Origin of the sequence: Clostridium grantii DSM 8605 (assembly GCF_900129965.1) — a bacterium.
GTDB lineage: Bacteria > Bacillota > Clostridia > Clostridiales > Clostridiaceae > Clostridium_AF > Clostridium_AF grantii.
Genome location: NZ_FQXM01000020.1, coordinates 38,522 through 53,487 on the forward strand (window position 1 = coordinate 38,522; position 14,966 = coordinate 53,487).

A 14,966-nucleotide genomic window follows, 5' to 3' on the forward strand; every position below is an offset into this window, starting at 1 on the left:
TATATGGTGAACATTAAAAGTATGATAAAAATAATTAAGTATAATGCGAGGATATTGTTTGGGGTTAACACTATTGTAGCGGCATTGTTTGTAGGTGCAATGCCTTTTGTCTTTAGCTTGAACAATATAGAATATTCCCAAATTGCTAAAATAGCTGAACTTTATTTGCCTATAATAGGAATAATTTTATTGTCCTATATAACAAGTATTGAAAGAAATAATTTAATTGAAGAGTTCAGCTATACAAAGAAGTTTAGATTTAATTATATATTTCTAATTAGATTTTTTATAAATACAATGTTAATAAGTTTTTTATTAGCTGTATTATTTTTGTATGCAAAATATCAAGGGGGAATTTTCCCTTTCCATAAGGTTTTCATTGGATGTTTAGTTACCACTATTTATTTAGGGTTTTTGGCATTAACGGCATATAATTTAACGAAAAATTTATCAGTTGGGTACATGATAGCTTTTAGTTACTATTTTTTCGAGTTTTCTACTAAGGGGAAGTACACTAAAGAGTTGTATCTATTTAGTTTGCTTAAAGATAGCTTTAGCGAAAAAATATATTTAGCAATAGGTGGGATTATATTACTCATAGTTAATGTTATTCTTATAAAATATCATGGAGAAAATTTGTAGATTACAAACCAATATATGTAGTATAATTAATTTGTATTTACAAAATAAGGAGTAAAAGGGGTGAATTCCATGAAGGAGTCGAATGTTAAAAAGTTTAAAAATATGTATCTCATTATTAATATACCAATGATATGTTTTTTGTTAGTTATTGCACCGGTATTAATAATTACAAAAGGGGATAAGGTATATTACGTTGGTATAATTAGCAGAATTATTCTTGGAATATTGTGTATATTTAATGGATTATGGAATTGGGGGACAGAGTATTATTCTGTTTTTAAGACTAACCTGTTTATGAAAATCAATAATCACCCTAAATGGGTATGGTGGATAGTTATTATTGTAGGAATTGTATGCCTTATCACTGCATTTATGGGATATGGATATAATGGAGTTAAGAAACCAGCGTAGATAAATGGATAGTAAATAAAAATAAGAATTCCTTATGAATATTGCTAATAAGGAATTCTTGTTTTTATTTTTTTATGAGTCGAAAATTTTCGGAGAAAATCACCGGTTACTTTCTGTAATCTTCGTCAATATCATTGTAAATATTAAATGCTAAGCTTTGAAAATCGCTATAGTTATTAGGAACAGTTCTTTTAAATTTAACCATTCTTCCTGTATTATCAAAAACTTCTACTGTGCCTCTTGTTTCATTAGATTTAAATGAAAGTTCACCAATTTTATACTCATAAACGTTCCTGTTTAAAAACATAATTATTACCTCCTGCCTTTAACTTTTCCAAGAACTTGCCCAGTATCAACTAAATCCTTTATATAAACTCCTTCTATTCCTTGATTATCTAAAAGTCTAACCTCAGCAATGTTTGCATCAGTGTCATAGGATTCTATCCATACTGGGTGATTTTTATAGGTCACCTTAAAATTATCAGATGATGATATAATTTCTTTTAATCTTTCTACTTCCATTAATCATACTCCTCTCTTATATTGATTTAATTTAAATTTGGTATATATATAATGATAGTATGTGTAATTTTTTATTACCAATGCAAAAGTTTAATTAATTTATTTTGGGCACCATTATTTACGATTGACTTTTTACTGTAATAAGTGTAAAATGCGAAATAATTAGTCTTAAAAAGTTATAGTTTTTTTATGCAAATATAATGTGAATAAAGAATAATTAAAAAAATATTGCTATAAAACTAAGCATTAATTTTGAAATTTAAAAAAATAAAATTTTCACAAATAAAGTTTATTTACAAATATTTTTAATTAAGAGTATTGTGAAAATGAAATGAATTATATTAAGAGTGTAAAGCAAAATTAAGCTATGAGGGCTTGATGGTAATTTAATAAAAATAAACAACTTAAAATAATAAACTGCTAATTAAATAAGAAAAAACAGAAAAATTGCAATTTTTATATTGAAAAATTGCAATTTTAAATATATAATGTTAATTAAACTTATTTGTATAAATATAAATAATCGGGGTCTGTTATACAATTTAGTCAGGAGGAATTAATATGAATGGTAAAAGGGGATTTCCAGAGAAACAAGGTCTTTATGATCCACAGTTTGAAAAAGATAATTGTGGGGTAGGATTTATTGCAAATATTAAAGGTGAAAAGAAACATAACATTATTAAAAAAGGTTTAGAAATATTGGCAAACCTAGATCATCGTGGAGCGGTTGGTGCTGACCCATTAACAGGTGATGGAGCAGGTATAATGGTTCAAATACCAGATGAATTTTTTAGAATCTCTTGTGAAAACATAGGTATTGAATTACCGGAAAAAGAGCAATATGCAGTTGGTATGACTTTCTTACCAAAAGAACCAGCACTTAGATATCAATGTGAAGGTATTTTTGAAAGAGTTGTTGATGAAGAAGGATTAAAGACATTAGGGTGGAGAGATGTTCCTACAGACAATAGAGAAATTGGGGAAACAGCAAAAGGAACTCAACCAATAATAAGACAACTTTTTATTGATAGAATGAATTTATCAGAAAAAGAATTTGAAAGAAAGTTATATATTATTAGAAAAAGAACTGAAAATGAAGTTAATAGACTCTTAGATAGATTAACAGAGTATTTTTATATATGTACATTATCTCATAAAACTATTATTTATAAAGGACTTTTACTTCCTGAACAAATACGCAAGTTTTATTTGGATTTAAATGATATAAATTTTAAAAGCGCTATAGCTTTAGTACACCAAAGATTTAGTACAAATACATTTCCAACTTGGGATTTAGCTCAACCATTTAGATATTTAGCTCATAATGGTGAAATAAACACTATTAGAGGAAATAGAAACTGGATGAATACAAGAGAAGGTGTTTTAAAGTCAGAAACTTTTAATCAAGATATAAAAAAATTATTTCCTATTATAACTCCAAATTGTTCCGATTCAGCTTCTTTGGATAATGCATTTGAGTTATTAAAAAATGATGGAAGAGATTCAGCTCACGCTTTGATGATGTTGATTCCAGAAGCTTGGGAAAATAATAAAGAAATGCCTTCATATAAAAAAGCTTTCTATGAATATCATGGGTCATTAATAGAACCTTGGGATGGGCCAGCGGCAGTTTTCTTTAATGATGGAGTAAGAGTTGGAGCTACTTTAGATAGAAATGGTCTTAGACCAGCTAAATATGTAATTACAAACAGTGGACAAATCGTTATGGCTTCTGAATATGGGGTACTTAAATTTGCGCCAAGTGAAATTATAGAAAAAGGTAGATTAGAAGCAGGTGAAATGCTTATTGTAGATACTGCAGTAGGTAAAATATTTAGAGATGAAGAAATTAAAAAAGGTATAGCATTGGAACGACCTTATGAAGAAATTGTTGAAAAATGCAGAAAATCTTTAGATGATATAGAAGTTAATTACGAAGGAACAACAGTTCATAAAGATACTATAAAAGAACGACAGCAAGCATTTGGGTATACAATGGAGGATTTAAATAAAATACTTAAACATATGGCTGAAAATGCTAAAGAACCTATAGGCTCAATGGGTAATGATACTCCACTTGCAGTATTATCCAATAAACCGCAATTAATGTTTAATTATTTTAGACAATTGTTTGCTCAAGTAACAAATCCACCTATTGACCCAATAAGAGAAGGAATAGTTATGTCTTTAATGAATTATATTGGTGCTCAAGATAATATCCTTAAAAGTTCAGTAGATAATAGAACTTTTATAGAGCTTGAATCTCCTATATTATCTAATAAAGATATGAAAAAATTTAAATCTATAAGAAACAAAGATTTCAAAACAACAACAATACCTATAACTTTTAAAGCAGATAGTGGGATTGAAGGATTTAAAAATGCTTTAGAACTTATATGTGAGAGAGCTTCAAGAAGAGTTAAAGAAGGATATAACATATTAGTTTTAACAGATAAAAAAGTAGATGGATATGAAGCAGCTATACCAAGTTTACTTGCAGTATCAGCTATTCAACATCATTTAATAAAAGAAAAATCTAGATCAAAAATATCTCTTATAATTGAAACAGGAGAAGCTAGAGAAACCACTCATTTTGCTCAATTAATCGCTTATGGAGCAACGGCTGTTAATCCTTATCTTGCTTTTGAAACTATAAAAGACATGGTAACAGAAAAAGATATAGTTGGAAAAACAGTGGAAGAAGCTGAAACTAACTTTATAAAAGCTATTAATAAAGGATTACTTAAAATTCTTTCTAAGATGGGGATTTGTACAGTTCAAAGTTACCATGGAGCTCAGATTTTTGAAGCATTGGGGTTAAGTAATGAAATAGTAGATAAATATTTCTGTGGAACGCCTACAAGAATAGGTGGAATAGGATTAGATACTATTGCAGAAGAAGTGCTAATTCGCCACAAGAAAGCTTTTGATAGATTAAGAAAACCAGTTTCAGAATTAGACGTTGGAGGATTATATGCTTGGAGAAAAACAGGGGAATTTCACTTGTTTAATCCAGATACTATATATAAACTTCAAGTGTCTTCTAGAGAAAATGATTATAATTTGTATAAAGAGTATGCTGGGTTAATTAATAATCAAAGCAAAAACTTATGTACAATTAGAGGGTTATTTGAATTTAAAAACTATAATGAAATCCCAATAGAGGAAGTTGAACCAGTAAGTGAAATTTTGAAGAGATTCTGTACAGGGGCAATGTCTCTAGGCTCTATTAGTAAAGAAGCTCATGAATCTATTGCAATAGCTATGAATAGAATTGGTGCAAGATCAAACTCCGGTGAAGGTGGAGAAGATGAAAGAAGATTCAAATTAGATGGTAATGGAAATAACAGACGTAGTTCTATAAAACAGGTTGCTTCAGGTAGATTTGGAGTTACAACTAATTATCTTGTGAATGCAGATGAACTTCAAATAAAAGTTGCTCAAGGAGCAAAACCAGGAGAAGGTGGACATTTACCTGGAAAGAAAGTTAATGAATATATTGCGAAAATAAGACACTCAACACCTGGTATAGATTTGATTTCACCACCGCCACATCACGATATCTATTCTATTGAAGATTTATCACAACTTATTTATGATTTAAAATGTGTAAATCCAAGTAGCAGAATAAGTGTTAAACTTGTTTCAGAAGTTGGTGTTGGAACAATAGCTGCAGGAGTTGCTAAAGCACATGCTGATGTAATTACTATAAGTGGACACGATGGAGGAACAGGAGCAGCACCTTTATCTTCTATAAGAAATGCAGGTATTCCGTGGGAAATAGGATTATCAGAAACTCACCAAGTACTTTTATTAAATAATTTAAGAAGTAGAGTTAGACTACAAACAGATGGACAAATTAAAACAGGTAGAGATGTGGTTATAGCGGCTTTACTTGGAGCAGAAGAATATGGATTTGCAACAACAGCTTTAGTAATCATGGGTTGTACAATGCTAAGACATTGTCATACAAATACTTGTGAAATGGGAGTTGCTACTCAAGATAAAGATTTAAGAAAATGCTTCCAAGGAAAACCAGAAGATTTAGTTAACTTCTTTACATTTATTGCTGAAGAGGTAAGAGAATATATGGCTAAACTTGGGTTTAGAACAATGAATGAAATGATTGGTAGAGTTGATAAAATCAAGACAAAGGATGCGGTTGACCATTGGAAAGCAAATGGACTTGATTTATCAAGAATTTTATACAGACCAGATATGCCTAAGAGAATCAAACCTTATTGTGTTATAAAGCAACAACACAAGATTGATAAATCTATGGATCATCATTTAATTTCTGTAGCAGAACCTGCTTTAACAAGTAAAAAACAAGTAGTAGGCAGTTTTGAAATTAATAATATAGATAGAACTGTTGGGGCAATGCTTAGTGGTGCTATAGCAAAAACTTATGGAGCAAAAGGACTTCCAGAGGATACAATTAAGTTAAACTTCTATGGTTCAGCAGGTCAAAGTTTTGCAGCTTTTGGAATTAATGGATTAACTATGACTTTAGAAGGGGACGCAAATGATTATGTTTGCAAAGGCTTATCTGGAGCAAAAGTAATACTGAAAACTCCTAAAGATGCAGGATTTAAAGCACAAGAAAATCATATTGCTGGTAATACAATATTATATGGAGCAACTAGTGGTAAATTGTTTGTAAATGGATTAGTTGGAGAGCGTTTTGCAGTTAGAAATAGTGGAGCTATTGCTGTAGTTGAAGGTGTAGGAGACCATTGTTGTGAATATATGACTGGTGGTAGAGTTGTTGTATTAGGTGAAACAGGTAGAAACTTTGGAGCTGGTATGAGTGGTGGAATAGCTTATGTATTCCAAAATGACCATTTAGAAGAATCTTGTACTGAACCAATGCTTGAAATACACAGAAAATTAACAGAAGAAGAGTTGGAAGAAGTGAAAGCACTTGTAGAAGAACATTATCAATACACTGAAAGTGAAAAAGCTAAGAATATATTAGAAAATTGGGATAATAACAAACAAGAATTTGTAAAATTAATTCCAACAGCTTTCAGAGAAATATTTGAAAAAAATAATAAAAATGAGATGGCTTCATAAGGGGGGTGTGAATAATGGGAAAACTAACGGGATTTAAGGAATATAAAAGAAAGAATTTTAAGAAAAGAGATATAAAAGCAAGAGTTGAGGATTATAAAGAAATATATATACCATCTTCAGATGAAGAGCTTCAAATTCAAGCGGCAAGATGTATGGAGTGCGGAGTTCCTTTCTGTAATTGGGGATGTCCTCTAGGTAATATTATTCCTGATTGGAATGATATGATATATAAAGATAATTGGGAAAAAGCATTTAAAAGACTTACTCTTACTAATAACTTCCCAGAATTCACAGGTAAAATATGTCCAGCTCCTTGTGAATCATCATGCACACTAGGAGTTAACAAACAACCTGTGTCAATTAGAGAAATTGAAGTAAGTATTATAGAAAAAGCTTTTGCAGAAGGATGGATAAAACCAAATCCACCTAAAATAAGAACAGGCAAAAAAGTTGCAGTAGTTGGATCAGGTCCAGCAGGGCTTGCTGTTGCAGCTGAATTAAACTCTGTAGGTCATGAAGTTGTGGTTTTTGAAAGAAATAATGAGATTGGTGGATTATTAAGATATGGTATCCCAGATTTCAAACTTGATAAAGCTGTAGTTCAAAGAAGAGTTGATCTTATGAAAGCTGAAGGAATAGAATTTAAAGCTGGCGTTAACGTTGGTATTGATGTTAAAGCAGAAGAACTAAAAGAAAACTATGATTCAGTAGTTTTAACAGGGGGATCTACTATTCCAAGAGATTTAATCATAAAAGGAAGAGAATTTGAAGGAACTTATTTTGCAATGGACTTTTTAGCAAGTCAAAATAGAAGAGTTTCAGGAGAAAAAATAGATAAGTTTGATATAACTGCTGAAGGCAAAAATGTACTTGTAATTGGCGGAGGAGATACAGGGTCAGACTGTGTTGGAACTTCCGTAAGACATAAAGCTAAAAAAGTATATCAATTTGAAATTCTTCCAAAACCACCAGAAGAAAGAGATCCTTCAACACCTTGGCCATTATATCCAAAAGCATTAAAAACTACAACTTCTCATGAAGAAGGTTGTGAAAGACAGTGGAGCGTGGCTACCAAAGAGATATTTGGAAAAGATGGTAAGGTAACTGGAGTTAAAGCTGTTAAAGTGGAATGGTCAAAAGATGAAAATGGAAGATTTACTATGTCAGAAGTAAAAGATAGTGAATTTGAATTTGAAGTAGACTTGGTTTTAATTGCTATGGGATTCGTACATCCACAGCAAGAAGGACTTTTAAATGACTTAGGATTAAAATATGATGGAAGAGGAAATGTTTTCTCAGATGAGAATCATATGACTTCCGAAAAAGGAATATTCACTGCAGGAGATATGAAAAACGGACAGTCTCTTGTAGTTAGAGCAATCTCAGATGGTAGAAAAACAGCTAAGTTTGTTGATGAATACTTGATGGGAGAAAGCTATTTAAATGGATAATAAAATGAGTGCAGCTATTAGCTGCACTTTTTTTATAGTATAGGAATTTATAAATTCTATCCTATAGCGTTGGGAAAAAAGCATATATGCCTTTGTTCTTGTATTCAAAAATAACACATAATCATAAAATTTGATAATTAACTTAATCGTAATTAACTTAATTACGGTTAAGTATTTTGCTATAAGGTTATAATTATATTTATAAAGCAGCTCTGGATAAGATGAAAAATTTTGATAGCACGTTGTTAACGAGAACTGTTTTGTATATAATTATAGTATGAGTATAGATATTTTATTTTTATGAAAGCAGGTATTAAATTATGGATTTAAATATTAATGACGATATACGTTGGAAACAACGATATTCAAATTTCATAAAAGCTACTTCACAATTAACTGAATTTATTCAGAAAGATGAATTAAATAAATTTGAAGTTCAAGGTTTGATTCAATGTTTTGAATATACTTTTGAATTAGCATGGAAAACTATGAAGGATTATCTTGAAATAGAAGGATTTGAAGTGAAAAGTCCTAGATCTGCTATACAAGTTGCTTTTCAAACTGGGTTAATTATTGAAGGCCATATGTGGATAGATGCACTACAAAAAAGAAATTTAATGGCACACACATATAATGAAGATTATGCAATAGAAGCTGAAAACCTAATCAAAACTCACTATTATCCATTGATAAAAAATCTTGAATCTAAATTGAGGGATGAAATATGAAGTTTGGATTAAGACAAATTGATTTACAATATATAATTTCTACCATTAGTAATATTGATGAAATAGAAAAAGCAATAATATTTGGATCAAGAGCAAAAGGTAATTATAAACAAGGTTCAGATATAGATATAGCTATTGTTGGTGAGAAGATAAATTTTAGTGTAGTAGCCAGGCTTCATTCTATGCTTGAAGAATTTAGTCCAACGCCATATTTTTTTGATATTGTTGATTTTACACATTTAGAGCATAAAGATTTAAGTGAACATATTCAAAGGGTTGGGCAGATTATTTATGAGAGATAGAAGTAAAAAGAAAGTTAAAAAGTATTCATTAGGTATGAAACAAAGGCTGGGAATTGCTCAAGCTATTATGGAAAATCCTAAAATAATTATATTGGATGAGCTAATGAATGGGCTGGACAAATTGCAAGTTGATACGCTTATCCTAGTGAAGGAAATTTATAATAAGAGTAGCTGAATTTCAAAACTACTTAATCAAGATTAACTTAATCGTAATTAAGTTAATCTTGATTAAGTGGTTTATTTTAGGGTATAATTATATTTATAAAGCAGTTGGAGGAGATAAATATGTTTATAGCCAGAAATATTGAAATTGATAGATTAAATAAACTATATATAGAAAATAAATTTCAATTTATTGTTATGTACGGTAGAAGAAGAGTTGGCAAGACTAGACTTCTAATTGAATTTTGTAAAGGAAAGGAATATATTTTTTTTGCTGCAGAAGAATATAATGATAAAATGGGATTAGAACGATTTTCTAGAGCGATTTTGGAATATTTTGATTTGGCAAAATTTATGCCATCATTTGAGAATTGGGAAAAAGCTTTTAAGTTTTTAGCAAGTAAAAGCACTGAGAAACAAATTGTTTTAGTTATTGATGAATTTCCTTATTTAGTAACCTCAAATAAAAGTTTAACATCAATATTGCAAAATTTAATTGATCACACGCTAAAAGATTCAAAATTGTATATTGTGATTTGTGGTTCATCAATGAGTTTTATGGAAAAAGAAGTACTTTCTTATAAAAGTCCTTTGTATGGCAGAAGAACCGCTCAGCTTAAAATAGAGCCTTTTGATTTTTTTGATAGTATAAAATTTTTCCCCAATAGAGAATTTGATGAAAAGGTAAAAGCCTATGGGGTATTAGGTGGTATACCTCAATATTTATTAAAATTTGAAGAAAGTAAATCCATTGAAGAAAACATAAAAGAGCATTTATTAGAAAAAATAAGTTATTTACATGAGGAACCATTGAATTTATTGAAGCAGGAACTAAGAGAGCCAGCTATATATAATTCAATAATTGAAGCAATAGCTTTAGGGTATAGTAAATCCAATGAAATTTCCACTAAAATTGGAGAAGATTCTAGTAAGAGCGCTAATTATTTAAAATCCTTAATAGAGCTACAATTAGTAAAAAAACAAGTGCCTGTTGGTGAAAAAGATAATTCTAGAAAAACTATATATAAACTAAAGGACAATCTGTTTAAATTCTGGTATAGATTTATATTCAGTAATATAAGTCTTATTGACCAAGAAATGATAGAGTATACTTATGATAAAAAAATTGAGCCTTATTTTAGTGACTACCTGGGAGGAATTTTTGAAGATATATGCATAGATTATTTAATAAGAAAGAATAAGAAATTTCAATTGCCCTTTGTGTTTGAAAAAATAGGCGGTTGGTGGGGAAATAATCCAATTAAAAAGCAGCAAGAAGAGATAGATATTCTTGCTATTGGGGAGGATAATGCTTTAATTGGAGAGTGTAAATGGAAAAATGAAAAGCTAGGTATGAAAGTTGTAAATGACTTAATAGAAAAAGCAAGTATTCTACCATACACAAATAAATATTATATATTTTTTTCTAAGAGTGGTTTTACTTGTGAAGTTGAGAAATTTGCCCATGATAATGAAAATATACTATTAAAAGAATTCGATAATAATAGCAATAAAATATAAGTATGAGAGTAACCAATAGAGAGAGAAAACTATTGGTTGCTTTTTATTAGTAAAAAGAGAGTTATTTGTAATCAAACAACTCTCTTTACATTTTCTTTACGAATATTAAAGATTTCTTCAAACTTTTAATATATTATATATATAAACTACTACTTTAAGAAGTTTATAGGAGGAAATACTCAATGAATATTTTATTAGTGGATGATGAGAAACTTCTTGTAAAAGGCTTAAGAAAAAGCCTTGAAAAAGAAGGGTATACTGTATTTGTAGCTTATGATGGAAAAGAAGCATTAAAGCAATTAAAAACTAGGGCAATAGATTTTATTCTTTTAGATCTTATGTTACCAGAGATAGATGGGATGACTTTATGCAAAAGGATTAGGGAAGATAGTAATGTACCAATAATTATGCTAACTGCAAAAGATGATTATATAGATAAAATTTTAGGATTAGAATTTGGGGCAGACGATTATGTGACCAAACCCTTTCATACACGTGAATTAATAACTAGAATAAAAGTTATTTGTAGAAGAGTGGAGAAAACAAACATAGTTAAAAGCATTATTGAATCTGGAGATTTATGTGTAAATGAAGTAGAAAGAACAGTTTGTAAAAAGGGTAATATATTATCTCTGACAGCTAAAGAATTTGATATTCTGCTTTATCTTATTCAGAATAAAAGTAGGGTTTTTTCAAGAGAACAAATATTTGAACTTGTTTGGGATGAGATTAGCTTTGATACAAGGACCGTAGATGTACATATAAAAAATTTAAGAAGCAAAATAGAGGACAAGCCCTCAGATCCTAAATATATTATTACTAAATGGGGAGTGGGGTATTATTTTAGAAAGGATTCTAACCATGGGTAGAAAAATTTATAAGAGAATAAGGAATAGATTTTTCAAAAGACTATCAGTTAGGTTGTCAGTTACATATGGTTTGATATTTCTAGTATCAATAGCTTGTTTAGATACTCTTTTAATTTATAATTATAGCAAATCACAATATGATAAAAATGAAGAGAGGTATTCAAATATTGTGGATACCATAGCTTTTATGAAGGAGTATAGCTCACAAAGCTATGGGGATTTTATTCCGCTATTATCAACACAGGTAGAAGATTTTGATGATAGAGTAATATTGATGGATAGCTCAGGATTAGTTTTAATGGATAACTTTGGAGTTTATAAAGATCAGACTATAAACAATAATGAAGTTAGCAATGTTATTGAAACAATGGGAAGCAATGTTGGATATTATGAATATAAGGGAAAGAAAATGATGATGATAGCTATCCCTATTATGAATGAAAATTCTATAGAGAATATTGTTCTTTTTTCAGCTTATGTTGAAATAATTAAGGGTAAGGTCAGCTCTTTTAATAAACTAGTGATTTTCACATCTATGGTTATATCTTTATTTTTTATAATTTTGTCCTTTATAAGTACTAGAAAAATTGTTGCGCCTATTCGTACTTTAACCATAGCTTCCAGAAAAATTCAGAATGGGGAATTAAACACAAAGGTTAACATTATTAGAGAAGATGAAATAGGAACGCTGGCTAATACCTTTAATAATATGAGTGAAGAACTATATAAGATTGATGTGAATAGACGGGAGTTTGTTAGTTCTGTATCTCATGAATTCAAGACCCCCTTAGCTGCAATTAGAGTTTTAATTGAGTCCTTAGATGATAAGGATGAGAAAGACACCTACATAGAATATATGAATGATATATATGAAGAAACTACTAGACTTTCAATAATGGTAAATTCTCTGTTAACAGCAAGCAGACTTGAAGAAACAAAGATTCAAAAAGAAGTTATAAATTTAAAAAAGGAAATATATGAAGTATATAAATTATTAATGCCTTTGGCAAAGGATAAAAGTATTAAGCTAGAGAATTATTGTGCAGATGACTTTACTATAGAAGGGGACAGGGGTTGCATTAAAGAAATTTTAATTAATTTAGTGGATAACTCTATAAAATATGGGGTTGCAGGTGGATATGTAAGTATAACTACTTTTAACGAAAATGATGAACAAAGTAGAGGCATAAAAATTACTGATAACGGATTAGGCATTTCGGATAAGCATATAAATTTTATATTTGATAATTTTTATACTGCTGATAAATCTCGTGCTTTTGATAAAAAAGGAAGCGGCATAGGACTTTATATAGTAATGAAGCTGGTTCAACTTCATCAATGGAATATTTCTGTGGAGAGCACATTGGGAAAAGGGAGTATTTTTAACTTATATTTTAGTGAATAAAAAGCTTTGATTTTTCTTCACTATTTCTTTGCAAATCTTAAATTTATCTTTAGAAATTTCAGGTACTATTGATTTTATAGGATAAATAGAAAAGGGGATTTGATTATATGATATCTAAAAAATTGATAAAAAAATTTAACATGGTTATTCTAATTTTGTTTACTTTAGCTTTAGGAGCTTGTAATTTCTCAAAGAACAGTAACGGTATAATACCTCCAGAAAGAGGAGTAGAAGAGATTAATGATTCTATTGTGGAGGGTCAAGTAGATGAGAATAATACCTATGAAATTGGAAACACAAGTGGGAATCTCTTAATTGCAGGCATCATTGCAGAAAAAGGGGATTGGATATATTATTCGAACGTTTCTGATAATATGAGGTTATACAAGAAAAAGAAAGATGGCTCTGAGCAAGCAATTTTGTCAGAAAGAACGGCTTATTTTGTCAATGTGGTAGGGCAGTGGGTCTACTTTTATGCTGGATTTGGAGACAAGGAGACTGGTGAACCTGGAATATATAGAGTGAAGAGTGATGGTACTCAGGAAGAAATAATAATTAGTGAGGGCTTAGATGAAAATATTAATCATCTTGTGGTAATAGGCCAATATATTTACTACTCATCAATGGAATTTGATTTATCTGATGGAGCTGTAGAGCATAGAGTTTCAGAACAGAGTGGGGACAGTCTATATAAAATAAAAGTAGATGGTAGCTCAAAGGAAAAAATCCTAGATAAAACTTTAGGAAAATTTTTGATATATGGGGATAGTGTATATTACTCCTCAAAAGAATCTAATAATTATAATGACTTGTATAAGAAATCTTTAGCAGGCGGAGCTGCTACTAAAATAATAAGTGGGATAACTTCAGAATTTTTAATAGAGGATAAGTATATATACTTCAAAGACAGTGAAGGATTTGGCAATTTATATAGAAAAAATATAGATGCAGGGGAGGGTGAAAAAATCATAGAGGATGTAGCTTATTTTAATGTAGATAATGATTGGATATACTATACTAAATCAAAAGAAATAACTACAAAGATATCAGATAATGGGGATAGTGTTACTGATATAATGAATACAGGGTTATATAGAATTAATAAAAATGGCGAAGAGTCACAAAAAGTATTAACTGAATCTAAGGAACTTATGGATTCAGATTCCAGCAGTATATATATAACTGATGATTCAATATACTGTTGGAATGCAAATGTAGATACACAAGAGGAATTTTTATCTAGCGATATGAAATTATTTAATATTAGTAAAGACGACAATGAAGTTAAATTTATTAATAAAGGAGTATTTAATATAAGTTTAGAAGCACTTGAGGATAATATAAGAGAAGATGTAAATTTACTAAAATTATCTATTCAAGAGGATATTATTTATAATAATTATTTTATAGATTTCGATGATAGTCTTTTAAAAGATTTAGAACCCTTATCCATATGTAGATTCTTTATATATAGCGCAGAAACAAATAATTACAAAATGGCTGTTGAGTTATACGCTAAGGATAAAGATTCAGAGGGCGTATTGAAGCAGCAATACTTTAATAATATAGCCAATAATGATAATGTTAAAAATACTCTTAATAATGCAGAGACTATCCAGATTAGATATAGTAAAGGTAATACAGAAGCTACAATTATTTTTAATAATTCTAGGCTTCTAGAAAATGATGAAGAAATCCCAGAATCCTCTCAGGTATTTATATTAAGTAAAGATGAAGACGGGATTTGGAAGGTGGATTTTTCACCAAAACTGTAATATTATATATGACTTTTAGTTTCTGTATTTATAATGGTTACATTAGAAAAGCTTTGGCATAAAATAAAAACATAGGCAAAATATAAATAAACTAGAATATGT

General features: G+C 29.6%; 12 protein-coding genes and 1 pseudogene. 11 read left to right on the forward strand and 2 right to left on the reverse strand.

The features are described 5' to 3' along the window. Nucleotides 1-3 precede the first annotated feature (3 nt). Both BUB83_RS15290 and BUB83_RS15295 read left to right on the forward strand, forming a co-directional pair. Nucleotides 4-642 carry a hypothetical protein gene (locus tag BUB83_RS15290; protein WP_073339419.1) on the forward strand — a complete coding sequence of 213 codons (639 nt, stop codon included), beginning with the start codon at nt 4-6 and terminating at the stop codon, nt 640-642. A 69-nt stretch (nt 643-711) separates the two neighbouring features. Further along, complete coding sequence (locus BUB83_RS15295) at nt 712-1,053, forward strand: hypothetical protein (RefSeq protein WP_073339420.1); 342 nt, start codon at nt 712-714, stop codon at nt 1,051-1,053. Nucleotides 1,054-1,159: 106 nt separating this feature from the next. Here the strand turns inward: BUB83_RS15295 and BUB83_RS15300 are convergent, their stop codons facing one another. Together BUB83_RS15300 and BUB83_RS15305 are read right to left on the reverse strand one after the other, a co-directional pair. Beyond that, nucleotides 1,160-1,360 carry a hypothetical protein gene (locus tag BUB83_RS15300; protein WP_073339422.1) on the reverse strand — a complete coding sequence of 67 codons (201 nt, stop codon included), beginning with the start codon at nt 1,358-1,360 and terminating at the stop codon, nt 1,160-1,162. A 5-nt stretch (nt 1,361-1,365) separates the two neighbouring features. After that, the gene (locus BUB83_RS15305; RefSeq protein WP_073339423.1) at nt 1,366-1,575 is read right to left on the reverse strand and encodes an H-type small acid-soluble spore protein; all 210 of its coding nucleotides are present in this window, start codon (nt 1,573-1,575) and stop codon (nt 1,366-1,368) included. Nucleotides 1,576-2,136: 561 nt separating this feature from the next. On the opposite strand from BUB83_RS15305, the gene gltB reads away from it, so the two are divergent. The 9 genes and pseudogenes from gltB (at nt 2,137) to BUB83_RS15350 (ending at nt 14,864) form a co-directional block, all read left to right on the forward strand. Then, nucleotides 2,137-6,651 carry a glutamate synthase large subunit gene (gene gltB, locus BUB83_RS15310; RefSeq protein WP_073339424.1) on the forward strand — a complete coding sequence of 1,505 codons (4,515 nt, stop codon included), beginning with the start codon at nt 2,137-2,139 and terminating at the stop codon, nt 6,649-6,651. A 14-nt stretch (nt 6,652-6,665) separates the two neighbouring features. Continuing rightward, nucleotides 6,666-8,102, forward strand: a complete 1,437-nt coding sequence (locus BUB83_RS15315) for a glutamate synthase subunit beta (protein WP_073339426.1) — start codon at nt 6,666-6,668, stop codon at nt 8,100-8,102. Between the two features lie 320 nt (nt 8,103-8,422). After that, a complete protein-coding gene (locus tag BUB83_RS15320) occupies nt 8,423-8,830 on the forward strand; it encodes a nucleotidyltransferase substrate binding protein (RefSeq protein ID WP_073339427.1) in 408 nt (135 codons plus the stop codon). Further along, complete coding sequence (locus BUB83_RS15325) at nt 8,827-9,132, forward strand: nucleotidyltransferase domain-containing protein (RefSeq protein ID WP_073339429.1); 306 nt, start codon at nt 8,827-8,829, stop codon at nt 9,130-9,132. Before BUB83_RS15320 ends, BUB83_RS15325 begins: the two co-directional genes overlap by 4 nt. Before the next feature lies 1 nt (nt 9,133). Beyond that, nucleotides 9,134-9,262, forward strand: a pseudogene (locus BUB83_RS15330) (ATP-binding cassette domain-containing protein); the annotation flags it as partial. A gap of 155 nt (nt 9,263-9,417) precedes the next feature. Then, nucleotides 9,418-10,815 carry an ATP-binding protein gene (locus tag BUB83_RS15335; protein ID WP_073339431.1) on the forward strand — a complete coding sequence of 466 codons (1,398 nt, stop codon included), beginning with the start codon at nt 9,418-9,420 and terminating at the stop codon, nt 10,813-10,815. Nucleotides 10,816-10,997: 182 nt separating this feature from the next. Then, nucleotides 10,998-11,684 (forward strand): response regulator transcription factor, encoded by a 687-nt coding sequence (locus BUB83_RS15340; RefSeq protein ID WP_073339432.1) that lies wholly within the window; start codon nt 10,998-11,000, stop codon nt 11,682-11,684. Continuing rightward, nucleotides 11,677-13,089, forward strand: coding sequence for a HAMP domain-containing sensor histidine kinase (locus BUB83_RS15345; RefSeq protein WP_073339434.1), 1,413 nt, complete (start codon nt 11,677-11,679; stop codon nt 13,087-13,089). The genes BUB83_RS15340 and BUB83_RS15345 overlap by 8 nt, the downstream gene beginning before the upstream one ends. A 107-nt stretch (nt 13,090-13,196) precedes the next feature. Then, the gene (locus tag BUB83_RS15350; RefSeq protein ID WP_073339436.1) at nt 13,197-14,864 is read left to right on the forward strand and encodes a DUF5050 domain-containing protein; all 1,668 of its coding nucleotides are present in this window, start codon (nt 13,197-13,199) and stop codon (nt 14,862-14,864) included. Nucleotides 14,865-14,966 lie beyond the last annotated feature (102 nt).

Excerpts from the sequence above, each read along its gene's own strand:
- BUB83_RS15290 (WP_073339419.1), top strand. The coding sequence starts at position 4 with ATGGTGAACATTAAAAGTATGATAAAAATAATTAAGTATAATGCGAGG.
- BUB83_RS15295 (WP_073339420.1), top strand. The coding sequence starts at position 712 with ATGAAGGAGTCGAATGTTAAAAAGTTTAAAAATATGTATCTCATTATT.
- BUB83_RS15300 (WP_073339422.1), bottom strand. The coding sequence starts at position 1,360 with ATGTTTTTAAACAGGAACGTTTATGAGTATAAAATTGGTGAACTTTCA.
- BUB83_RS15305 (WP_073339423.1), bottom strand. The coding sequence starts at position 1,575 with ATGGAAGTAGAAAGATTAAAAGAAATTATATCATCATCTGATAATTTT.
- gltB (WP_073339424.1), top strand. The coding sequence starts at position 2,137 with ATGAATGGTAAAAGGGGATTTCCAGAGAAACAAGGTCTTTATGATCCA.
- BUB83_RS15315 (WP_073339426.1), top strand. The coding sequence starts at position 6,666 with ATGGGAAAACTAACGGGATTTAAGGAATATAAAAGAAAGAATTTTAAG.
- BUB83_RS15320 (WP_073339427.1), top strand. The coding sequence starts at position 8,423 with ATGGATTTAAATATTAATGACGATATACGTTGGAAACAACGATATTCA.
- BUB83_RS15325 (WP_073339429.1), top strand. The coding sequence starts at position 8,827 with ATGAAGTTTGGATTAAGACAAATTGATTTACAATATATAATTTCTACC.
- BUB83_RS15335 (WP_073339431.1), top strand. The coding sequence starts at position 9,418 with ATGTTTATAGCCAGAAATATTGAAATTGATAGATTAAATAAACTATAT.
- BUB83_RS15340 (WP_073339432.1), top strand. The coding sequence starts at position 10,998 with ATGAATATTTTATTAGTGGATGATGAGAAACTTCTTGTAAAAGGCTTA.
- BUB83_RS15345 (WP_073339434.1), top strand. The coding sequence starts at position 11,677 with ATGGGTAGAAAAATTTATAAGAGAATAAGGAATAGATTTTTCAAAAGA.
- BUB83_RS15350 (WP_073339436.1), top strand. The coding sequence starts at position 13,197 with ATGATATCTAAAAAATTGATAAAAAAATTTAACATGGTTATTCTAATT.